Origin of the sequence: Streptomyces sp. NPDC002701 (assembly GCF_042889045.1) — a bacterium.
GTDB lineage: Bacteria > Actinomycetota > Actinomycetes > Streptomycetales > Streptomycetaceae > Streptomyces.
This window is the reverse complement of sequence record NZ_JBIAQL010000002.1, coordinates 726216-747167: the sequence shown is the minus strand read 5'-3', so window position 1 is coordinate 747167 and position 20952 is coordinate 726216. Positions and strand designations below refer to the sequence as shown.

Below are 20952 nucleotides of genomic sequence, written 5' to 3'. Positions count from 1 at the left end.
ACCGCAGGCTCAGGCCGGCACGGACCGCGGGCTGCGCTCCTGGTCCGACCCCGGCACCGGCTCGGACGGATCCGCGCCGAGCGCCACGATCCGGTTGTCGCCGCCCACGTGCACGACCCGCGGCCGCAGCGTACGGGCCTCGGCGTCGGAGACCTGGGCGTAACTGATGATGATCACGAGATCCCCGGGGTGCACGAGGTGGGCCGCCGCACCGTTGATGCCGACGACCCCGGACCCGCGCTCCCCCTCGATGACGTACGTCTCCAGACGGGCGCCGTTCGAGATGTCGACGATGTGGACCAGCTCGCCGGGCAGCAGGTCGGCGGCGTCGAGGAGATCGGCGTCGATGGTCACGGACCCGACGTAGTGCAGGTCGGCCTGGGTCACCGTGGCACGGTGGATCTTGGACTTGAACATGGTGCGCAGCATGGTGGACTCCTGAAGGACGGCTCCCTGCCTGCTTCTGCGGGTCAAGGGCTTCCTTCGGAGAGTACAACCCCGCGCAGGTCCGGTCATCCGGCGCCGAGTGGCCGTCGGCGACGTGACCGTCGATGCTCCGGAGAAGACGGCCATCATCGGGTATCGGAAGGAGTCAGGCATGGACGGCGGGAAACCTTCGTCACCGTCGTCCTCGGGCGGCGACCGGCGGGTGAACCGGACGTCCGGGGTGACCGCGCGGCGTCGGCGGCTGTGCTTCGACGGATGGATCGCGGGCATGGGCACCTCCTCGGGCACACGCCTCGTGCTCGGGCACTGGCAGCGCTCACCGTTCGGAGCGTTCAGCGACGTCATGCTGGAGCGGGCCGACGGGGAGAGACTGCTGCTGGCCCCCGCGCGGGAGGTGGCGGACTTCATCAGCGACACCTACACCTTCGACGCGGTGCGGGTCGTCCCGGTCGGCGTGAGCGTCACGGGCACCACGTGGACCGTCACCGCGGGACCGCTCGACCTGTGTTTCACCACCGGTCGGCGACAGCTTCTCGGCCTCGTCCTGCGAGCCGTTCCCGGCGCGCTCGCCCGCCGTCCCGCGTGGAGCACGGTGACCGACCCGCTCGCCCGCCTGCTGCTGTCGGGCGTACGGACCCGCGGCAGCGCCGGTGGGGGCCGCCGGGAGTGGTACGGCGCCCAGGACCTGCTGCCGATCCGTACGGTGTCGGGTGCCCTGGAGAGCACCGACCTGGGCATGCTGGCCCCCGTGGAACCGCCCGTACGCTTCGGGTTCGGTTCGACGCCGCCGAGACCCGCCGTCACCCGGGTCACGACGACGGTCGAAACCCCGCGCGTGACCGCCCGCTGACGTCGCGGCCCACCGTCGTGTGCGGGGCGAGCGGACCCGGGCCGCCCGCCTCCCGCGACGCCATCGGCCGTTTGCCGCGGCCGGCGGTTGGCTAGGGTGACAGGCGTGGCAGCAGAGACCGAGTCCCGGCCGGCGCCCGCCGTGCTGCCCCCGTCGTCGCGTATGTGGCTCGCGGTGGTCGCGGTCCTCGCCGCGTTCGCCGTCGGCGTGCTCGGGGTGCTGTACGCCGGTCACAGCGAGCCCGGCCGGGTGGACCGGTGGTGGGTCATGGACCCGACGGCCGACAGTGTGCGGCCGCCCTGGCGGGGCGTCGCGCTCGCCGTCGACTTCCTCGGGGAACCCGTCGGGGCCGCGGTACTGGTCGTGGTCGCCGTGACGGGCTGTCTCGTGCTCCGGCGTCCGCGCGCGGCGGTGCTCGTCGTCACCGGGACCGGCAGCGCCGTGGTGGTGGCCACACTGCTCAAGTCCCTGGTGGGACGCACCATCCACGGCCCCGACAACCTCTCCTACCCGAGCGGGCACACCGCTTTCCTCACCGCGCTCGCCCTCGTGGTGGCGCTGGTCGCGGCCGGCCTGCTCGGGCTCGGCGGGGCGGGCGGCACGTCGCTCGTGCTCGGCGCGGCGCTGGTCGCGGGCGCCGCCATGGGCTGGGCGCAGGTCGCCCTGGGCGCGCACTACCCGACGGACGTCCTCGGCGGCTGGTGCACCGCGCTGGCGGTGGTGCCGGCGGCAGCCCGGCTGGTCGACGGGGTCGCCGACCGGTTCGCCGACCAGATCGCCGGCCGGCGCAGGCGCCGCTGACACCACGTCACGTCACGTCCTGCCACATCACGCCACGTCACGTCCTGCGGCGGAACACCGGCTTCACCGGTCGGCCACCCAGCCACGGGGTGGGGTCGCCCGCGTCCAGTGCCTTCCGGTACACCGCGCACGCCTGGGCCACCACGTCGACGGTGTGCTCGATGTCGGCGTCGTCGAGCGCGGCGCTCACCACGAACGACGGGGCGAGCACCCCGCCCGCGAGGAGCCGGCGCAGGAACAGGGTGCGGTAGTGCTGTGACTGCTGCCCGTTCTCGTCGAGGGTGGCGAAGACCAGGTTGCTGGCCCGGCCCCGGACGACGACGTGGTCGCCGACGCCCATGCTCGCCGCGGCGTCGCGGACACCGGAGGCCAGCCGCTCCCCCAGGGCGTGCAGTCGCGCGGTGACGCCTTCTACGACGTAGGTGGCCTGCACGGCCATCGCCGCCGCCAGGGAGTGCGTCTCCGCGCCGTGCGTGGTGGACAGCAGGAACACCCGGTCGCCGGAGTGCCGCAGCCCGCCCCGTTCCATCAGCTCGCGGCGCCCGGCCAGCGCGGAGACCGCGAACCCGTTGCCCAGCGCCTTGCCGAAGGTGGAGAGGTCGGGGACGACGCCGTACAAACCCTGGGCACCCGCCTCGGACCAGCGCAGGCCGGTGATCATCTCGTCGAAGACCAGGACGCAGCCGTGCCGGTCGGCCAGCTCGCGCAGCCCCGCGAGGTATCCGGGCGGCGGCTCGGTGTGGGTGGCGGGTTCGAGGATCAGGCAGGCGACCTCGTCCTGGTACCGGACGAGCAGCTTCTCCGTGGCGGCCAGGTCCCCGTACGGGAACGTCACGGTGAGGCCGGTGGTCGCCGCCGGAATGCCGGCGGACATCGGTGTGGTGCCGATGAACCAGTCGTCGGTGGAGAAGAACGGGTGGTCGACGCAGAGGGCCACCCGGGGGCGTCCGGTGGCCGCGCGGGCGAGGCGTACCGCGGCGGTGGTGGCGTCGGAGCCGTTCTTCGCGAACTTCACCATCTCGGCGGACGGCACGGTGGCCAGGAAGCGTTCCGCGGCCGCCAGCTCGACGACGGAGGGCCGGACGAAGTTGCTGCCGCGGTCGAGTTCGCGCCGTACCGCCTCGGTGACGCGCGGATGGGCGTGGCCGAGACTGACCGACCGCAGGCCCGAGCCGTACTCGATGTAGCGGTTGCCGTCGACGTCCCACACATGGGCGCCGCGGCCGTGGCTGATGACCGGGGCCAGGTCCTCGGGGTACTGGTCGTCGCCCTTGGCGTAGGTGTGCGCGCCCCCGGGGATCAGGGCGTGCAGCCGCTCGTTGGCCTGCCGCGACCGGGGCAGGGCGAACTCCGTCACGTCCGCGGTCTCGTCGTTGTCCACGGCGGCCTCAGCCCTCCCGCTGCTTCAGGGCCACGGCGAGGCCCGGTGCCTCCCGGTCCCGCCGGGACATGGAGGTGACCGGCAGCGGCCACGGGACGGCGAGCTCCGGGTCGTCGAAGGCGATCGTCACGTCCTCGGCCGGGTCGTGCGGGCGGTCGATGCGGTAGGAGGTGTCGGCGGTGTCGGTCAGCGCCTGGAAGCCGTGCGCGCACCCCGCCGGGATGTAGAGGGTCGTCTGCGTCTCGTCGGACAGCTCGAAGGTGGCCACGGTGCGGTACGTCGGCGCGTCCGGCCGCAGGTCCACGACGACGTCGAAGATCTTCCCGTACGAGCAGCGCACCAGCTTGGCCTCGCCGGCGCCGGAGCGCAGGTGCAGTCCGCGCAGCACCCCCCGGGCCGAGCGGGACACGCTGTCCTGGATGAAGGCGTGCGGGTCGAGGCCCACCGAGCGGACCACGTCGGCGTCGAAGGTGCGGCTGAAGAAGCCGCGTTCGTCGGCGTACGGCGTCGGCTCGAACAGGTACGCGCCGGCGATCTCCGGGACTTCGGTCGCTCTCATGGTGCCTTCCGTATGGCGTGGGTCTCGGCATGGGTGTCGGCGGTGGTGTGGGTCCGGTCGGTGGCCGGGAACAGGGCCGCGGTCAACTTGCTGAACTGGTCGTCGAGTTGACGGGTGACGGCCGCGTTCCGCTCAGCGAGGGTCCGCCGTACCTCCGCCGATCGCTTCTCCAGCTCCCGGAACTGGTACAGCAGCCGGTCGGCGTCGGCCTCGCGGGCCGGGTGGCAGTACGCGTCGAGCCCCATCCGGGCCATGAGCGTGTCGCTCTTCGCCGCGTAGCTGAGGGCGAGTGTCGGTGTGCCGGTCCGCAAGGCGCAGACCAGGTTGTGGTAGCGGGTCGCCACCACGGTGTCGGCGGCCGCCGTCTCCCTCATCAGGTCGGCGAGCGAGGTCGCCTCGGCGGCGGTGACCAGCGGCGAGTCGACCGCGTCGAGGATCGCGGCGGCCACCGGCGCGTCGCAGGCGTCGCCGGTGAGCAGCCGGACCCGTCTGCCGTCCTCGGCCAGCGCCCGGACGAACCGGGTCGTCCCGTCGAGGTAGCGCCGGTGGATCTCCTCGGCCCGGGCCCGGTCGTCGTTGCCGCCGTGGAAGTCCATGACCCCGACGCAGACCGGGCCCGGCGGACCCGGGGCGCTCTCCGAGGACACCGGTGGCGTCGGCAGGGCGTCCGGTGCCGGCAGGGCGAACGCCAGGTCCGGGTGGACCTCGTCGCGCGTGGTGTCCACGCCCATCGCCTTCAGCGCGTCGCGGGACAGGGCGTCCCGGTACGAGCGGTGGGCGGCCAGCCGCGCCGCCCGGCGCACCAGGGCCCGGGTCGCCCGGTCCCTGATCGGGGCGGCGCCGACGCCGACCAGCGCGATCCGGGTGCCGAACAGCCGGCCGCTCGCGCAGAGCAGGAACAGCGAGTACGGGAAGCCCCACGGCCGCAGCGGCAGGGTGGCCTCCAGGACGCCCATGCCGGGCACGATCACCACGTCGTGCCGGCGCACCCAGGCGGCGGTGCGGAAGGCGTCGACGAGTTTGCCGACACCCTTTCCCGCGATCGCGCCCGCCCGTGACGCGGTCCGGTACTCGCCCCGGTACCAGTGCAGCCGTGTCGCGGGGATCCCGTAGCGGGCCGTGACCACCTCGGGTCCGCCGCACAGCGCGTCCACGGCCGCGTGGGGGTGATCGGCGCGGAGGTATCCGAGCACGGCCTCCAGCGACCCGTCGTTGCCGAGGTTGCCGGAGCCGAGCAGGCCGAACACCCCGACGCGCACCGGGGTTCCGTCCACGGACGTCATGCCTGCCTCCCCTCCCGGCCGGCCACGAGGGCGTCGACGGAGACGGTGAGCCGGGCCGGGTCGACCGGAGCGCGGTCCTCGACCCGCTCGCCGGCGCCCGGCCGGGCCCGGCTGGTCGCCCACGCGGCGAGGTGGCGGTAGCAGGCGCGCCGGTCGGCCGGGGACAGCGGTGCCCGCCGGACCGCCGAGACGAAGCCCCAGACGTACTCGGCGAGCAGCCGGGGTGTCGGGTGCAGCGGGCCCGCCCGGCGCGGGTCCAGGTTGACGCACCGGGAACGCTTGGAGGGGTTCGCCCGCTCGGCGCGGGTGGGGTGGTCGCGGCGGAAGTACAGCAGCTCCGGCACCTGGTGGAAGGGCCCGTGCAGGGTGATCTCGGCGACGAACGTGCGGTCCGCGTGGTGGTAGCTGTCGTGCGGCTTGACCCGGCGCAGCATGTCGGCCCGCATCACCCCGTAGAAGTCGTCACCGCCGGGCTCGAACAGCAGGCTGCGGAAGCGTTCGGGTGCGTGCGGCGAGTCGGTGGCGAGCGAGTACGCGTACGGGACCTTCACCTCGCCGTCGCCGTCGATGACCGCCTGGCCGCTGTGCGCGAGGACCACGTCGGGCCGCTCGTCCAGCGCCTCGACGCAGCGCCGCAGCAGGTCGCGGGCGTAGAGGTCGTCGTGCGAGGCCCACTTGAACAGTTCGCCGCGGCACTCGGTGAACACGTGGTTGTGGTTCGGCGCGGCGCCGATGTTCCGGGGCAGCCGGATGTACCGGATGCGCGCGTCCTTCGCCGCGTACGTGCGGCAGATCTCCTGGGTCCCGTCGGTCGAGGCGTTGTCGGAGACCACCAGCTCGAAGTCCTCATAGGTCTGGCCGAGCAGGGCGTCGAACGACTCGGCGAGGTACTCCTCGCCGTTGTGGACGGGCAGGCCGATGCTCAGCCTGGGGTGGGCGGTCATGAGGTCCTCACTTCGGGGATGGGGTTCTGACGGCGCTCACGGAGGGCGGAGCGCAGGTGCAGCCACCACACGGCGGAGCCGCAGACGGTCGCGGCGGCGACGCCCCAGGCCGAGCCGACCGTGCCGCCCAGGGCGGCTCCGCCGAGCCCGCCGCCGACGTAGCAGGCGGAGGCGAACAGCTGGCTGCGCAGGCTGCGTCCGGCCGCGGCGAGGGCGCGCAGCCCGGCCGCCGCGCCGCTGCCGAGGCCGGCGCCCGCGACACCGAGCGTGGCCGGCACGATGAGCTCCGAGGCGGAGTCCCAGACGCCGCCGAGCACGAACTCGCCGGCCCGGTCCGGGACCAGCAGCAGTGCCGCGCCCCAGAGCAGCGCGGCGACGGCCTGTCCGCCGCCGAGGAGGAGGCAGAACCTGCCCAGCCGGTGCGGGGCCCGGCGCAGCACCCGGGCCGCCTCCGCGACGGTGACCAGCGAAAGCCCCATGAGCAGGGCGAGGAAGGGACCGAGCAGGAGTTCCGCGCCCCGGACGGCGCCGACCGCGCCGACGCCGGCGATGGCGCCGAGTCCGTACGCCCGCAGTTGGCTCGCGCCGCTGAGGCTGACGTTCTCGACCAGGTACCGGTGGCCGAGGTCGCGCTGCTCGCGCAGCCAGCCGCGGGCCCGGGTCGTGCGGGGCCGGATGCCGGACTGCACGCAGCCGTACACCGCGGCCACCGCGGCGGCGGCGCCCCAGGCGAGGACGAAGGCGGCCACGGTGTCCACGCGGGCCGCCACCACCAGGGCGGGGACGAGCGCGACGCCCCACAGGAGGTCGTTGAGGAACGCCTTCCGTCCGGCGCCGGCGGCGAAGAACGCGAACCGCCAGGCGTCCTGGAGCAGCAGCGCCGGCAGGACGAGACCGAGGCAGGTGAACGCGGGCCCCACCCGGCCGCCGAGGCCGAGCCCGGCCAGCAGGCACACCGCGCCGAGGACGGTACCGACGCCGAGCGCGGCACCCGCCGACCGGGCCGTGGCCGTGCGCCAGGAGGCGTCCGGCACTCCGCTGAAGCGCACCACGAGCGGATCGGTGGCCAGTCCGCGGGCGACGTTGAGCACCACGCCGTAGGTCAGCCAGGCCAGGCTGAACACGCCGAACGCGGCCAGCCCGAGCGAGCGGGCCACGTAGATGCCCACCGCGAAGTTGGTCATGCTGGAGACGGCCTGGTCGGCCAGTCCCCAGGACAGCCGGCCGACGACGGCCCGCCTGGCGGCCGAGGCCGTCGCCTTCTCCCTCCCGGTGGTCACCGGCGTCACGCCTTGAGCAGCCCGGCGCCGTGCAGGGCGTCGGCCGCGTCGGCGACGGCGTCGAACGGCAGCCCGGACCGCTCGGCGACGTCCAGCAGGTCGTGCTCGCCGTCGGAGAGGTTGAGCACCCAGAGCATGGCCAGCTGGGCCTGCTTCGCGTCGCTGCGCCCGCCGAGCGCGTCGTACAGTCCGCGCCGTCCCAGCTGTGGTTCGCCGTAGGGGCTGAGGTTGGTGTACCGCCGGTTGCGGTCCAGGACGGTGAACGCCTCACGGCAGACGGCGAGTGTGTCCGCCATCGCCTCCGGGGAGACGAGGTCCAGGTCGTCCGCCGAGGTGTGGTACTCGGGATAGCCGGCGTACGGGGTCCGGCTGAGCGAGCCCACGCCGAGATCGAACCCGGGCGAGCAGAACTGCCGCTCGTCGTAGCCGTACGGAGTGAACTCCTTGATGTGGTGCGGGCGTTCGGAGGCGGTCAGCACATGCCGCAGCACCCGGTCGATCTCCGCGTCACCGCGTCGGCTCCGCTTGTACGTCAGGTGGCCTGTGTCGCCGGCGCAGGCCAGCACGAGCCCGTGCCCGATCCGGTCGATCCGCTCCGCGTTGCGGGCGAGCCAGGTGATCGCGCCGATGGTGCCGGGCGCGAAGAGGAACCGGTAGGTGTAGTACGGCGTCGTCCCCGCCAGCGCGCGGGCCAGGAACGTCGCCACCGCGATGCCGGCCAGGTTGTCGTTGGCCAGCGACGGGTGGCAGACGTGGGAGGAGACGAGCACCTCGTCGGGGACCTGTCCGGGGATCACGTGCTCGGCGTAGGTGAGGTGGCCGTCCGCGAGCGTGGAGTCGATGCGTACCTCGTACTCGCCGTCCGGCAGCGCGTCCAGGGTCTCCTGGGCCAGGCAGAACCCCCAGTCCGGCTGGTAGTAGCTGGTGCGGTACGGCACCCAGGACGGGTGGTCCGGCAGGGTGTGCAGGTGCGGGCGCAGTGCGGACAGCGGCATGGTCGCCGCCACCGGCAGGCTGTAGCCGAGCACGTGGAGGCTGGACGCACGGAAGTCGACGACCCGGTTGCCGGCCGGGTCGGCGACGTACGCGTCCCGGATGTTCCACTCCTGCGGCACCGTCCAGTCGAGCACCTGCGTCCCGGTCGGCACCTCGTGCACCCGCAGCGGAATGTACTCGCCCACGATGTCCAGGGTGGCGCGCACGCCGTCGCCCGTGATGCTCCGGCACAGCGGGTAGAGCCGCTCCACCAACGCGTACATCTGCTCGTCGGCGGCGGTCACCGGCGCCACCGCAGGGTGTCGTCGACGGCGCCGGTCCCGGTGGCCGCGCGCAGCACGGCGAGGCGGGTGAAGCGCCGCTCGAAGTCCTCCTTGGTCAGCCCGTGTTCGCGGTAGGCGTCGGCGAGTTCGAGCGCGCCCCGCTTCACGGTCCACTCGCAGTCGAAGCCGGGGACGGCGGCGCGGAACCGGGAGAAGTCCACGCGGTAGGAGCGCGGATCGGCGCCGGTCTCCCCCGTGATCCGCACCTTCGCGCCGGACACCGCCTCGGCGACCTGGTCGGCGATCTCGGCGACCGTGACGTTGTTGGTCTCGCTGCCGATGTTGAACGCCCGGTCGTGCACCGCTTTCCGGGGTGCGTCCAGCGCGGCCGTGAAGGCCCGGGCGATGTCGGCGGCGTGCACCAGCGGGCGCCAGGGGGTGCCGTCGGAGAGCACGAGCACCTCGCCCGACAGCAGCGCGTGGCCGACCAGGTTGTTCAGCACGATGTCGGCGCGCAGCCGGGGCGAGTGGCCGAAGGCGGTGGCGTTGCGCATGTACACCGGGCTGAAGTCGCCGTCGGCGAGGGCGTGCAGGTCGTCCTCCACCCGTACCTTGGACTCCGCGTACGGCGTCACCGGGCGCAGCGGGGCGTCCTCGGCCACCAGGTCGCCGCCTCCCGCGGCGCCGTAGACCGAGCAGGTGGACGCGTACAGGAAGCGGCGCACTCCGGCCTCGCGGGCGAGGCGGGCCAGCCGTACGGACGCGTGGTGGTTGATGTCGTAGGTGAGTTCCGGCGCCAGTGATCCCAGCGGGTCGTTGGACAGCGCGGCCAGGTGGATCACGGCGTCCACGCCCGCCACGTGTTCGGCCGTGACGTCGCGCAGGTCCACCCGGTGGCCGGGCGGGTCCGCGGGCGGTGGGCCGAGGACGCAGTCGGCGAACAGGCCGGCGTCGAGACCGACGACCTCGTGCCCGGCGGCCGCGAGGACCGGGGCCATCACGGTGCCCAGGTAGCCCTGGTGCCCGGTCAGCAGTACGCGCACAGTTCATTCCCCCAGTTCGGAAGTGCCCAGGTCGAGCGTGAGTTTGGTGGCGGCGAACGCCTCGGCGTAGCGCGCGTGGCATTCGATGCCGCGGATCCGTGCGAGGCCGAGGAACGCCTCCCGGTCGTACCAGGGGCGGTGCCGCTGCGAGGGGTAGTGCTCCTGCAGCAGCCGCACCTTGTGTTCGGCGGTCTCCGGACCCAGCGGCTGGTACGCCGCCATCCGGCCGAGGTCGCCGTCCCACTTGACGATCTCGTAGCCGAGCACGAGGTGGTCGCGGAACGCGGTGGACACCAGCTTCGCCAGGCCGCGGTGGTCCTGGTGCGCGTCCTCGGTCCGCGGGGCGAGGACGAGGTCCGGCTCGGTCTCCGCCCGCAGTTCCTCGACCGCGGTCTTGGCCTCCTCCCACTGCGCGGGCAGCCGGCCGTCCGCCAGTTTGAGCACGGTCAGCCGCAGGTCTGCGCCCGGGCAGAAGGCGGCGAGCGCGGCCCGCTCCTCCTGCTCCCGCTCGCTGCCGCCGCCGGTGAGGACGAGGGCGTCGACGCGGATGCCGGGCCGGGCGAGGCACATCGTCAGCAGGGTGCCGCCGGCGCCGATGGCGATGTCGTCGCAGTGCGCGCCCATCGCGACGACGCGGTCCAGGCGCCCGGCCCCGAGCCGGATCACGCGGTACCCGCCGTGACGCCGCCTCTGCTCCCGGTCACCCGTACGTCGTCCCGCTCCCACACGGCCCATGGGCGCTCACCGCGGGCGTAGGCGTCGTCGAGCGCGGCCCGTTCCTTCACGGTGTCGGTCGGCTTCCAGAAGCCGCGGTGCTGGTACGCCACCAGCCGGCCGCGCTTGGCCAGTTGGGCGCATCCGTCGGCGACCAGGTCCCCGTTCTCCGGGATGTGGTCGAACACCTCCTGGCGGAGGACGAAGTAGCCGCCGTTCTCCCACAGCGGCAGTTCGCTCACCGCGGTGATGCCGCCGACCAGTCCGTCCTCGCCCAGGTCCACGCAGTGGAACGAGGACTGTGGCGGCACCACCGTCATCGACGCGCCGGCGTCGCGCCGGGCGAACTGGTCGATCATCTCCGGCAGCGGCGCGTCGGTGAGCACGTCGGCGTAGTTGGCGAGGAACATCTCGTCGCCGTCCAGGTGGTGCCGTACCCGGCGCAGCCGCTCCCCGATCGGTGACTCGATGCCGGTCTGCACGAACGTGATCGTCCAGGAGGCGATGTCGGTGGACAGCAGTTCGGTGCGCCCGTCGCGCAGCACGAAGTCGTTGGACGTCGTCTCCTCGTAGTTGAGGAAGAACTCCTTGATGTGGTGGGCCCCGTAGCCGAGGCAGAGGATGAACTCCGTGTGCCCGTAGTGCGCGTAGTAGCGCATGACGTGCCAGATCAGCGGCCGCGGGCCGACCATCGCCATCGGCTTGGGTATGTCGTCGGACGCTCCGCTGCGCATCCGCAGCCCGTAACCGCCGCAGAACAGTACGACCTTCATGCCTTGACCTCGACAATGCTGAGTTCCGGGATGGGAAAGACCAGCCGGCCGCCCCAGTCGTGCACGAAGGACAGCTGCTCGGTCAGCTCGGCCCGCAGGTTCCAGGGCAGGACGAGCACGTAGTCCGGCCGGTCGGTGGCGATCTGCTCGGGCGGCAGGACGGGGATGCGGGTGCCCGGGGTGAACCTGCCGTGCTTGTAGGGGTTGCGGTCGACCGTGTACGGAAGCAGGTCGGGCCGGATCCCGCAGTGGTTGAGCAGGGTGTTGCCCTTGCCCGGGGCGCCGTAGCCGACGACCGTCTCGCCGCGTTCGGCCGCCTCGATGAGGAAGGTGAGGAGATCCCGGCGCACCTTGGCCACCCGGGCGGAGAACTCGGTGTAGCCGGACAGTTCCTGCAGTCCGGCGGCCTTCTCCCGGTCCAGCACGTCGGCCACTCGCCGGGAGGGTTCGCCGGCCACCTCGGCGGGCCGGGCCCACAGCCGGATCGAGCCGCCGTGGGTGGGCAGCAGTTCGACGTCCACGAGCGTGAGTCCGCCGCTCGCGAGGGCCCGGATCGCGGACGCGACCGTGTAGTACTGGAAGTGCTCGTGGTAGATCGTGTCGTACTGGTTCTCCTCGATCAGGGTCAGCAGGTGCTGCACCTCGACGGAGACCCAGCCGTCGTCGGCGACCAGGGCGCGCAGCCCCTGGGTGAACCCGACCACGTCGGGGATGTGCGCGTACACGTTGTTGGCGACGACCAGGTCCGCGGGGCCGTGCTCGGCGCGCACCGCCGCGCCGGTGTCCGGGGACAGGAACTCGGTGAGCGTGGGCACCCCCGCCTCCCGCGCCACGGCACCGACGTTCACCGACGGCTCGATGCCGAGACAGCGGATCCCCCGGTCCACCAGGTGCTTCAGCAGGTACCCGTCGTTGCTCGCGACCTCGACCACGAACGCGTCGGGGCCGAGGTCGAGCCGCCGCACGGAGTCGTCGACGAACGTGCGCGCGTGCTCCACCCAGGAGGTCGAGAAGGACGAGAAGTACGCGTACTCGCTGAACGTCTCCTCCGGGGTGATCGACGGAGGGATCTGCGCGAGCCAGCAGTCGGTGCAGACCCGCAGGTGCAGCGGGTACGTGGGCTCCGGCCGGTCCAGTTGGTCCGCGGCGAGGAAGCTCTCGCACGGCGGGGTCGCGCCGAGATCGACGACGCTGGTCATCGCCGCCGAGCCGCAGAGTCGGCATCGTGTCATCAATGTCCCCCATTTCTGCTCGCGCGGGTGCTCCGCCACGAGCCGGCGTTCTTGTCCCCTGCCGGTGGCGGGCCGTCCCCGCCGCCGGACCGCACCGCGATCGCGGTGCGGTACCCCTCCTCCAGACGCCTCAGCCCGACGGCCGGGCTGAAGCCCTGTTCGTACCGGCGCCGGGCCGCCCGGCCCATCTCCCGGTTGCGGTCCGTCCCGGCCGTGATCCGGCGCAGGCAGGACGCGAGCGAGGCGGACTCCCCCGGCCGGTGCAGCAGGCCGGTCACCCCGTCCTCGACGAGTTCGGTGAAGGCGCCGTGACCGGCGGCGACGGCCGGGACGCCTGCCGCCATCGCCTCCACGACGACCAGACCGAACGCCTCGAGCCAGGTCGAGGGAGCCACCACGGCGACCGACCGCGCGAGGGCCTGCCGGCACTGCGCCTGGTCGTACAGGCCGACGTACCGCACGTCGTCCCGGCCCGCCGCCCAGGCGGTCACCTCCCGCTCCAGCGGTCCCGTGCCGGCGATCACGAGCGGTACGCCCACCCCGCCGCCCGCCGCGATCTCGTCCCAGGCGGCCATGAGCAGCCGTACGCCCTTCACCTCCGCGAGCCGGCCGAGGAAGAGCAGGTGCTCGCCGGTGTCCCGTCGGCGGATCTCCGGTTCGGGTACGAAGTTGTGCTTCACCACCAGCCGCCCGGCCGGCATACCGGCCCCCACCAGGACGTCGCGCTGTGCCGCGGAGATGCAGAAGAACCGCTCCACACCGGACCACCACCGCCACCGGTTGACGAGCAGGCTGACCGCGAGCGGCACCGTCGCCGACCGGGAGCCGCGGTAGCAGCCGTGCCGGACGGCGGGCAGCGGTGTGCCGCCGACACACTCGGTGCAGGGCCGGCCGTCCCGCTGCAGGGTGCCGGGCGGGCAGACCTGTGTGTAGTTGTGCAGGGTGGCGACGGCGGGCACCCCGGCGTCGGCGCAGGCGGCCAGCACCGCCGGTGACAGCAGCGGGAAGACGTTGTGGACGTGCACCACGTCCGGCCGCCCGGTGCGCAGCCGGTCCGCGAGTTGCGAGCGGACCGCCGGGTTCCACGGCACGAGCAGCGGCAGCGCGGCCTTGCCCGGCAGGGACCGGGCCGCGATGTCGTCGCTGCGCCGTTCGAACAACTCGACCCGGTGGCCGGCCGCGCGCAGCAGCGCCACCTCCTGGTCGACGACCTTGTTCTCCCCGCTCGGCTGCGCCGAGGAGTAGCGGTTGTGCACCACGAGGACGTGCATGGGTGAGGTCACCTCCGTTCCTGGGCCCATCGCGGGACGCGTCGTCGGGGAACTGCGGGTGGTGGGAGGGGCGGGGCCGTGGCGGGTGCCGCCAGGAGCGAGGCGGCGACGGCCAGGTGCAGCAGGTACGGCGAGGCGTCACCGAGACCGGCCTCGGTGTACGACGCGATCGCGCAGTAGCTGATCAGGAAGAGCGCGCAGGCCCTCGCCAGGGACGGGGGCCGCAGCAGCGCGACGCCGCCCAGCACGACGAGGATCGTCGCCACCAGGGTGACGCCGGTCCAGCCCTGCTCGTGGTAGACGGCCAGCCAGCTGTTGTCGATCGGCAGGCCGCCGAAGGACTTGTCGCCCAGGCCCACGCCGAACAGCTGCTCCGCGGTCGACCGGGGCGCCGCCAGCAGGGCGTCCCAGACCTTGGCCCGGCCGGTGAGGCTGCTCAGGTTCTCCTGGCTCTGTCCGCGCAGGAACCACGCGCGCAGCGCGGAGGCGAATCCCACCGCGGCCACCGCGGCGATCAGCACCGCCCAGGTGAAGAACCGGCGGGCGGCGGCACTGGTCAGGACGAGCGAGCCGATCGCCAGGGCCAGCCCGATCAGCAGGCCGAGCGTGGCCGTCCGGGTGTGGGTGAGCGCGAGCAGGACGAGCGAGGGCACGATGATCACCGCCGCACTGGTCCGGTCGGTCCGGCGGCCGAGGACGAGCAGCGCGGTGAGCCCGATGATCACCGCGGCGTACTGTCCGATCTGCGGCGGTGTGAGCGGCCACAGCGCACCGACCAGGCGTCCGCCGTAGGTCTCGGGCATGGCGGCGCCCGGTGAGATCATCGCACCGGCGGCGACCGACCCGAGCACCGCGAAGTACATCCGGATGTGGTGCCGGACGAAGGTCGGGCCACCGTCCCACCAGCGGCTGAGCAGCCACAGCGTGCTGACGAAGAGCGCCAGCCTGGCGCAGCGGAACAGCGCGCCGAACCCGGACTGCAGTTGCAGGCTGGAGATGAGGCTCGGCACCAGCAGCAGGGTGAGCAGGAGCAGGAAGGCGCTGGGGCGGAGGCGCAGCCGGAGGTTGAGCGCGAGCGCGAGGGTGAACGCGGCGACCAGCGCGCCCATGGTGACCAGCTGGATGAGGGAGCGGGGCAGCGGGACGACGGTCTTCGCGCCGGCGGAGCCGAGCGTGTTGAGGATCAGCAGTCCCCAGACGACCCCGACGAGCTTCGGGGTGCCTGCGGTGCCCGTCTCGGCGGCGGGCGGTGTGCCCGCCGTGTCCGTCGCGCCCGGCGGCCCGCCGCGCCGCGGGTCCTGGCCGCCCATCTCAGCCACCGTCCCGTGGGTCGAGGGTGCTGTCCGCGTCCTGCAGGTAGGGGGCGCCCTGCCACTGCGCGAAGTCGAGGACGCGGCTCGGGTCGTGGGCGACGAAGGCCCACGACCCGAGGTAGACGTTGTCGTGCCAGCGGTTGTGCTGGTCGTGGGTGATCGCCTCGGCCACCCGCTCGCCCTGGTACGGCGACCAGTCCGGGTAGGTGCCGTAGTTGGCCAGCACCGCCATGCGGTCGCACTTCGCCGTGCACTTGACGACGGCCCTGTCCAGCACGAAGCGGTTGTCGTGGATGTCCACCCGCTGGGTCTTCCACCGGCAGTCGTCGTAGAGCGGTGGGCGGGCGATCGCCGGCCGCACGCAGCGGTCCGTGTCCCGCGCCAGCAGGGTGCAGTCACCGGAGGAGGTGTTGGCCGGGCTGTTGCAGAACCGGTCGGCGTTCTCCCACAGGGTGATTCCGGACCAGTTGTTCTCCAGCAGGTTCTGGTGGATCTCGATCCTGTCCGTGCGGGCCCGGACCCGTGGTTCGCCGCCGGACTCGGACAGGTAGACGGTCGCGAAGGGGAAATTGTCGCCGCGCTCGGCGTACCGGCGGCCCTCGACCCAGTTGTTCCGCCGGATCGTGTTCTTCCGGATGACCGCGTTGTAGCTGGTCTCGTACATCAGCGCGGCACCGTCGTTGGCCTCGATCACGTTGTTCTCGATGCGGAAGTCGTTGTTGTTGGTGTCCGCCCACAGCCCGGCTCCGCGGTTGTCGTGCACCCAGTTGCCGCGCACGTCGGCGCCGTCGACGGCCCAGAACTTGACGCCTCCGGTGCAGCCGCAGCCCTCCCGGCGCCGCTCCCAGTCGCCGGTGTTGTTGCCCACGATCTCGTTGCCCTCGACGACCAGGCCGGTGATCCGCCCGGTGCCCTTGTAGGCGTTCATGCCGTACTGGCCGTTGCCGCGCAGGCAGCTGGCGCGGACCTGCTGGCGGGCCCCCGCCATCAGCCCGGCGCCGGAGTTGCGCTGGATCGTCGCGTGCTCGATCACCCACCCGTCGGCCGAGTCGTGGTTGACCACGCCCTCGTCGTGCGGCGCGACGAACCCCTGCACGGTCAGGTGCCGGATGGTGACGTCGCGGGCGTCGCCGCCGAACGCGTACTGGTTGGTCCTGCCGCCGTCGAGCACCGCGCCGGGCGCGCCGAGGTAGCGGTTCCCCTTCTTGGGGACGACCTGGGCGTAACGGTCAGGTTCGAGCCGGTGCTTGCCCGGCCGGAGCCAGAACGTGGTGCCCGGGGGGCTGTCCTTGGTCTTCGCGGCCAGGTCACCGACCACCGCGGGGTCGACCGTCACCGCGCCCGCCGGTGCCTTCGCCGGCCCGGCCGCGGGCTTGGCGCACACCCCGGCCACCGGGCGGGCCCCGGACGTGGAGGGCGCGGCGGTCGGCTCCGCCGGGGCGTCCGGCGTGCTCACACAGCCGGTCGCCAGCAGGGCCAGCGCCGCCAACGGCAGCGCCCGCCTGCGCCACGTGATCCGCACGCGTCCTCTCCTCTCTCCTGGCTAGCCGCGGAACCTGAGTACGGTGGTGAACCCGTGCGCGCTGTCGGTGAAGCCGGTGCCGACCAGCGTGGTGGCGGGTTCCTTGCGGCCGAAGCCGGCGGAGTACCAGCCCAGCGGCGGGTCGCTCTCCCCCCGGTGCGCCCGCCAGTTCAGCCGCTCCGGCAGGTCGAGCACCGCGGAGCGGTCCTCGCCGTCCCGCGTCCAGGTCAGTACGGCCCGGTTCCCCGTCAGGTCCGCGGTGACCGCCGGTCCGAGGTGGAACGCCAGGCGGGCGGCCCGGCGCGGGCCGCGCACCTCGTCGGTCACCCGCAACTCGCGGGTCTCGGCTGTCAGTTCCACTCGGCGGCGGTGCACGGAGCCCTGGTAGCCGTCGTGTTCGGCGCACCAGCGGGCCGTCCCCCCGTCGGGGGCGCCGCCGGTGTCCGCGGCCAGGACGCGGCTGCGGGCGTGCCGGGTCCACAGGAAGGGGCCGCCGGAGACGGACTGGTCACCGCCGTCCAGTTGCAGGGTGTTGTGTCCGAGGGTCGACCGGAAGTACCGCCGCCACTCGGGCTGCCCGTGGTAGCAGTACGTCCCGGGGTCGGCGAGCACGTCGATCCCGTCGTGCCGGACCTCCACGGACAGCGCGTCGGCGTGGGCGTGCGCGGCGATGGAGAGGAAGCCGTGCGGGCCGCCGTCGCAGCGGCACCAGATGCCGGCCGGACCGCGCAGGATGGTGAGTCCCGCGTCGGCGAAGTGGGCCGGCCGCCGCGCCGGGCGGCTCACGTCCGGTGCCGTCCCGTCCTTCGGGTACGGGCGGACGAGCGCGGCCAGCAGGGGGGTGCGGACATCGGTGCCGGTCACGGCCGGCCACCAGGCGAGCCGGCCGAACACGGCGTCCCCGGTGGCCAGCAGCGAGGCCCAGCGGTCGGTGCCCGTGCCGTCCACGACCAGGCCGTGTCCGTCGTCCGCGTCCCCCTGGCGCGGCGGCCGTGACCGGTCGTCCACGACGGCGGCGAGCGCGTCGGTCATCCGCAGCAGCACCAGCCGGAGCGGCGCGGGGACCGGCACGCCGGCGGCGTCCGCCTCGGCCACCGCGGCGAGGCCGAGTTCGAGGACGAGTCCGTGGTACTCGGTGGCGAGTTCGCGGTTGAGGCCGGAGGCGAAGGTGTTGCCGCGCAGGTGCCGTTCGAGGGACCGCAGGGCGTCGGCCCGCCAGCGCCCGGAGGAGGGGAACCAGTCGAAGGCGCAGGCCGCGGCGAACTGTCCGGCGGACTCGGCGATGACGTGGTTGTTCGCCGAGGACCCCCGGCTGGGGAAGGCGGCGAGCCAGCGCTGGTGGTGCCAGATCTGGTGCAGCGCCACCGGGTTGGCGTCGAAGAGAGCGGCCGCGCCCGGCCAGCCGTCGAGCAGCCGTCGGATCCACACCCAGGACAGCAGCCGGATGCCCAGCTCGATGCCGCTGATCCAGTGCACGCCGTGCAGCGGCGGGTTGGCGGCCCACCACGACCGCAGGTGCGCGGCGACCCGCTCGGCGTACCGCTCGTTCCCGGTGAGGGCGTAGGCGGCGGCGAGCACGGTGAGGTACTGGTGCCGGGACGGCTCCCAGATCTGCTTGATGTCCCCGGCCGTCTCCTCGTTCCGGTACGGCACGTCGAAGGCGTAGCCCCCCGGGGCGCGGCGGCCGGTCCTCGGGTCGTACCACCAGTCCGGGTCGGTCAGGTCGTCGCGGGGCACCCCGAAGTACTCGGCGTGCCCGTCCATCAGCCGGTCCGCCGTGGCGACGAGTCGTTTGGCGGCGTCCGGCGGCACCGCGGCGAGCGCCCCGGCGGGCAGGACCGCGGTGAAGCGGGCACCGGTCACGGCCGGGGAGTCCGGCGGCGCCGACCGCCGCCACCGCCGCCTGCGCAGGGTGTCGACCGCCCGGCCGCCGACCTCCCGCGGTCCCATCCGGGAGAGCCGCCGCAGGTACCAGCCCGGACTTCCCGAGCGCACGGTCATCGCGGCCCCGCCAGGGTCACCGGGGCGCCGTCGGCCAGGCCCGTCCGCACGGCGAGGGTGGCCGCCGTGGTGGCGACCAGCGACTCCAGCGGCACCGGCATCGGCCCGCCGGTCCGCACGGCCCTGACGAACGCGGCCAGTTCGGCGGACTGGCCCTTGTCCCGGGCCCTGGGCAGCCGCGAACTGACCCACCGCTTGGGGGCGCCGCGGCCGTCCGCGTACACCGAGGCGCGGACGAAGTCGTCGAGCCGCAGCACCTTGCCGTCGGCGACGAGGTCCAGCGTCTCCTTGGGGAAGCCGGGTGCGCCGGTGGTGACGTAACTGATGGTGGCGGTGGACCCGTCGGGGTAGCGCAGGACGACCTGGAGGTCCTCGTTGCCGGACGGGGCGACGGCGTACACCGACACCGGGTCGGCGTCGAGCAGCCAGCTCGCGGTGTCGATGAAGTGTCCGCCCTCGCCGGCGAACCGCGAGCCCTCGGTGCTCTGTTGCAGGTACCAGCTGCCGTGCTGCAGCCGGCCCGCGTTGACCAGGTAGCGCAGGCTCGCCGGACCGGTCCGGGCGCCGAACCGCTTCCTGGCCTCCTGGAGCAGGGGGGCGAAGCGGCGGTTGAAGCCCACCTGTACGCGGTCGTTGCCGGACTCCTCCACCGCCGCGAGCAAGCCCGCCAGTTCGTCCTCGGTGAGCGCGAGGGGCTTCTCCACGAAGACCGTCTTGCCGGCGAGGAGTGCCTTGCGGGTCAGTTCGGCGTGCGAGCTGTGCCGGGTGACGACGAACACCGCGTCGACGGCCTTGTCGCCGAGCACGGCGTCGAGGTCGGTGGTGGCCCCGGCGAAGCCGAACTTGCGTTTGGCGTTGGCCGCGGACAGCGCCGTCGTGGTGACGACCGTGGACAGCTCGACGCCGTCGCGGTGTGCCAGGTGCGGCAGCAGCATCGAGGTCGCGTAGTTCCCCGCGCCGACGAACGCCAGCCGCACCGGCGTGGCGGCGGGCCCGGCCGGTGCGGACCGGCCGCCGCGGCGCACCGCGGGCACGGCCACCTCGGGGGCCGCCGCTTCCGCCGGGTGTCCGGCGGGGCCGGGGTAGCGGAACAGTACGGTCACGGCCTTCAGTTCGCCGTCCTTGAGGCGCCGGTACGTCTCGACGGCGTCGTCGAAGTCGGCGATGTGGGAGACCAGGGGCGCCACGTCGACGCGGCCGCGGGCGAGGAGGTCGAGGAAGCACGCCAGGTTGCGGCGCTCGGTCCAGCGCACGTAGCCGATGGGGTAGTCCCGCCCCTCGAGCTCGTACTCCGGGTCGTAGCGCCCGGGACCGTAGCTGCGGGAGAAGCGGACGTCGAGTTCCTTCTCGTAGTACGCGTTCCAGGGGAGGTCCAGGCGGCACTTGCCGATGTCGACGACCCGGCCGCGGTCCCGGCAGAGCCGGGCGGCCAGTTCGACGGGCTGGTTGCTGCCGCCGCCGGCGGCCAGGTACACCTGGTCGACGCCGTGCCCGTCGGTGAGTCCGGCGACGGCGGCCTCCACGGCCGCGGACGCGGGATCGCCGCAGGCCGCGGCGCCGAGCCGCTCGGCCAGCTCGCAGCGCGCGGGGTCGGGGTCGGCCCCGACGACGCGGACCCCCGAGGCGGTGAGGAGCTGCACCACGAGCTGTCCGATCAGCCCGAGGCCGATGACCAGCGCCACTTCGCCGAGGTGCGGCTCGCCCTGGCGGACGCCCTGCATCGCGATCGACCCGACGGTTCCGAAGGCCGCGTGCCGTGGTGCGAGACCGTCCGGCACCGGGGCGTAGAGGTTCTTCGGCACCCAGTTCAGTTCGGCGTGCAGGGCGTGCTCGTTGCCCGCGCAGGCCACCAGGTCGCCGACCTTCACGTCGTCGACGCCGGCGCCGACCTGTTCGACCACCCCGCACAGCGAGTAGCCGAGCGGCGTGTAGGAGTCCAGCTTGCCCATCACCTTGCGGTAGGTGGCGGGCACCCCGTTCGTCGCCACGCTCTGCATGACCTTGGCCACCTGGTCCGGCCGGGAGCGGGCCTTGCCCACCATCGACATGCCGGCCTCGGACACCTTCATGAGCTCGGTCCCGGTGGAGATCAGCGAGTAGGCGGTGCGGACCAGCACACCGCCCGGCTTGCAGCCCGGCACCGGCACGTCGAGCAGCGCCAGTTCGCCGTTCTTGTAGTTCTGCACTACCTGTTTCACCCGAAGTCCTCTTGTCTCTACGCCGTCAAGCCGTCCGTGAAGCCGTCCGTGAAGCCGTTCGTCGAGCCGTCCGTGAAGCCG

18 protein-coding genes are annotated in these 20952 nt (G+C 73.2%); 2 read left to right on the top strand and 16 right to left on the bottom strand.

The features are described from left to right. Positions 1 to 9: 9 nt before the first annotated feature. The gene (panD, locus tag ACFYXC_RS07520; protein WP_389548034.1) at positions 10 to 429 is read right to left on the bottom strand and encodes an aspartate 1-decarboxylase; all 420 of its coding nucleotides are present in this window, start codon (positions 427 to 429) and stop codon (positions 10 to 12) included. 286 nt (positions 430 to 715) lie between these two features. Between panD and ACFYXC_RS07515 the strand changes: the two genes are divergently transcribed. Both ACFYXC_RS07515 and ACFYXC_RS07510 read left to right on the top strand, forming a co-directional pair. After that, entirely contained in the window at positions 716 to 1297 is a 582-nt protein-coding gene (locus ACFYXC_RS07515) for a hypothetical protein (protein WP_389548445.1), read from the top strand. A 162-nt stretch (positions 1298 to 1459) separates the two neighbouring features. Continuing rightward, positions 1460 to 2098 (top strand): phosphatase PAP2 family protein, encoded by a 639-nt coding sequence (locus ACFYXC_RS07510; protein WP_389548442.1) that lies wholly within the window; start codon positions 1460 to 1462, stop codon positions 2096 to 2098. 37 nt (positions 2099 to 2135) lie between these two features. On the opposite strand, the gene ACFYXC_RS07505 is transcribed toward ACFYXC_RS07510, so the two are convergent. The 15 genes from ACFYXC_RS07505 to ACFYXC_RS07435 are packed head-to-tail and all read right to left on the bottom strand — an operon-like array spanning position 2136 to position 20871. Beyond that, a complete protein-coding gene (locus ACFYXC_RS07505; protein ID WP_389548031.1) occupies positions 2136 to 3479 on the bottom strand; it encodes a glutamate-1-semialdehyde 2,1-aminomutase in 1344 nt (447 codons plus the stop codon). A 7-nt stretch (positions 3480 to 3486) separates the two neighbouring features. After that, a complete protein-coding gene (gene rfbC, locus ACFYXC_RS07500; RefSeq protein ID WP_388905307.1) occupies positions 3487 to 4038 on the bottom strand; it encodes a dTDP-4-dehydrorhamnose 3,5-epimerase in 552 nt (183 codons plus the stop codon). Next, positions 4035 to 5321, bottom strand: coding sequence for a polysaccharide pyruvyl transferase family protein (locus ACFYXC_RS07495; protein WP_389548028.1), 1287 nt, complete (start codon positions 5319 to 5321; stop codon positions 4035 to 4037). Before ACFYXC_RS07495 ends, rfbC begins: the two co-directional genes overlap by 4 nt. Then, on the bottom strand, positions 5318 to 6265 hold the full coding sequence (locus tag ACFYXC_RS07490) for a glycosyltransferase family 2 protein (RefSeq protein WP_389548025.1): 948 nt from the start codon (positions 6263 to 6265) through the stop codon (positions 5318 to 5320). The genes ACFYXC_RS07495 and ACFYXC_RS07490 overlap by 4 nt, the downstream gene beginning before the upstream one ends. Then, positions 6262 to 7554, bottom strand: coding sequence for a hypothetical protein (locus ACFYXC_RS07485; RefSeq protein WP_389548022.1), 1293 nt, complete (start codon positions 7552 to 7554; stop codon positions 6262 to 6264). The genes ACFYXC_RS07490 and ACFYXC_RS07485 overlap by 4 nt, the downstream gene beginning before the upstream one ends. Further along, positions 7551 to 8834: a DUF4910 domain-containing protein gene (locus tag ACFYXC_RS07480; RefSeq protein WP_389548019.1), complete on the bottom strand. Its 1284-nt coding sequence runs from the start codon at positions 8832 to 8834 to the stop codon at positions 7551 to 7553. Before ACFYXC_RS07480 ends, ACFYXC_RS07485 begins: the two co-directional genes overlap by 4 nt. After that, positions 8822 to 9847, bottom strand: coding sequence for an NAD-dependent epimerase/dehydratase family protein (locus ACFYXC_RS07475; protein WP_389548016.1), 1026 nt, complete (start codon positions 9845 to 9847; stop codon positions 8822 to 8824). The genes ACFYXC_RS07480 and ACFYXC_RS07475 overlap by 13 nt, the downstream gene beginning before the upstream one ends. 3 nt (positions 9848 to 9850) lie before the next feature. Beyond that, entirely contained in the window at positions 9851 to 10513 is a 663-nt protein-coding gene (locus ACFYXC_RS07470; RefSeq protein WP_388905297.1) for a PIG-L deacetylase family protein, read from the bottom strand. Further along, positions 10510 to 11334: a glucose-1-phosphate cytidylyltransferase gene (locus tag ACFYXC_RS07465; protein WP_389548013.1), complete on the bottom strand. Its 825-nt coding sequence runs from the start codon at positions 11332 to 11334 to the stop codon at positions 10510 to 10512. The genes ACFYXC_RS07470 and ACFYXC_RS07465 overlap by 4 nt, the downstream gene beginning before the upstream one ends. Further along, positions 11331 to 12566, bottom strand: a complete 1236-nt coding sequence (locus tag ACFYXC_RS07460; RefSeq protein ID WP_389548011.1) for a methyltransferase domain-containing protein — start codon at positions 12564 to 12566, stop codon at positions 11331 to 11333. The genes ACFYXC_RS07465 and ACFYXC_RS07460 overlap by 4 nt, the downstream gene beginning before the upstream one ends. After that, positions 12566 to 13837, bottom strand: a complete 1272-nt coding sequence (locus ACFYXC_RS07455) for a glycosyltransferase (protein WP_389548438.1) — start codon at positions 13835 to 13837, stop codon at positions 12566 to 12568. The genes ACFYXC_RS07460 and ACFYXC_RS07455 overlap by 1 nt, the downstream gene beginning before the upstream one ends. Positions 13838 to 13845: 8 nt before the next feature. Beyond that, positions 13846 to 15147, bottom strand: coding sequence for an O-antigen ligase domain-containing protein (locus tag ACFYXC_RS07450; RefSeq protein ID WP_389548436.1), 1302 nt, complete (start codon positions 15145 to 15147; stop codon positions 13846 to 13848). 1 nt (position 15148) lies between these two features. Further along, positions 15149 to 16672: a right-handed parallel beta-helix repeat-containing protein gene (locus ACFYXC_RS07445; protein ID WP_389548007.1), complete on the bottom strand. Its 1524-nt coding sequence runs from the start codon at positions 16670 to 16672 to the stop codon at positions 15149 to 15151. Positions 16673 to 16693: 21 nt separating this feature from the next. Next, positions 16694 to 18673 (bottom strand): alginate lyase family protein, encoded by a 1980-nt coding sequence (locus tag ACFYXC_RS07440; protein ID WP_389548004.1) that lies wholly within the window; start codon positions 18671 to 18673, stop codon positions 16694 to 16696. Further along, entirely contained in the window at positions 18670 to 20871 is a 2202-nt protein-coding gene (locus ACFYXC_RS07435; RefSeq protein ID WP_389548001.1) for a bi-domain-containing oxidoreductase, read from the bottom strand. The genes ACFYXC_RS07440 and ACFYXC_RS07435 overlap by 4 nt, the downstream gene beginning before the upstream one ends. Positions 20872 to 20952: the final 81 nt, after the last annotated feature.

Bases quoted from the DNA above. Each gene is read 5' to 3' on its own strand.
- ACFYXC_RS07495 (WP_389548028.1), bottom strand. From the start codon at position 5,321: ATGACGTCCGTGGACGGAACCCCGGTGCGCGTCGGGGTGTTCGGCCTG.
- ACFYXC_RS07515 (WP_389548445.1), top strand. From the start codon at position 716: ATGGGCACCTCCTCGGGCACACGCCTCGTGCTCGGGCACTGGCAGCGC.
- ACFYXC_RS07510 (WP_389548442.1), top strand. From the start codon at position 1,460: ATGTGGCTCGCGGTGGTCGCGGTCCTCGCCGCGTTCGCCGTCGGCGTG.
- ACFYXC_RS07490 (WP_389548025.1), bottom strand. From the start codon at position 6,265: ATGACCGCCCACCCCAGGCTGAGCATCGGCCTGCCCGTCCACAACGGC.
- ACFYXC_RS07440 (WP_389548004.1), bottom strand. From the start codon at position 18,673: ATGACCGTGCGCTCGGGAAGTCCGGGCTGGTACCTGCGGCGGCTCTCC.
- ACFYXC_RS07450 (WP_389548436.1), bottom strand. From the start codon at position 15,147: ATGGGCGGCCAGGACCCGCGGCGCGGCGGGCCGCCGGGCGCGACGGAC.
- ACFYXC_RS07455 (WP_389548438.1), bottom strand. From the start codon at position 13,837: ATGCACGTCCTCGTGGTGCACAACCGCTACTCCTCGGCGCAGCCGAGC.
- ACFYXC_RS07460 (WP_389548011.1), bottom strand. From the start codon at position 12,566: ATGACACGATGCCGACTCTGCGGCTCGGCGGCGATGACCAGCGTCGTC.
- ACFYXC_RS07465 (WP_389548013.1), bottom strand. From the start codon at position 11,334: ATGAAGGTCGTACTGTTCTGCGGCGGTTACGGGCTGCGGATGCGCAGC.
- panD (WP_389548034.1), bottom strand. From the start codon at position 429: ATGCTGCGCACCATGTTCAAGTCCAAGATCCACCGTGCCACGGTGACC.
- rfbC (WP_388905307.1), bottom strand. From the start codon at position 4,038: ATGAGAGCGACCGAAGTCCCGGAGATCGCCGGCGCGTACCTGTTCGAG.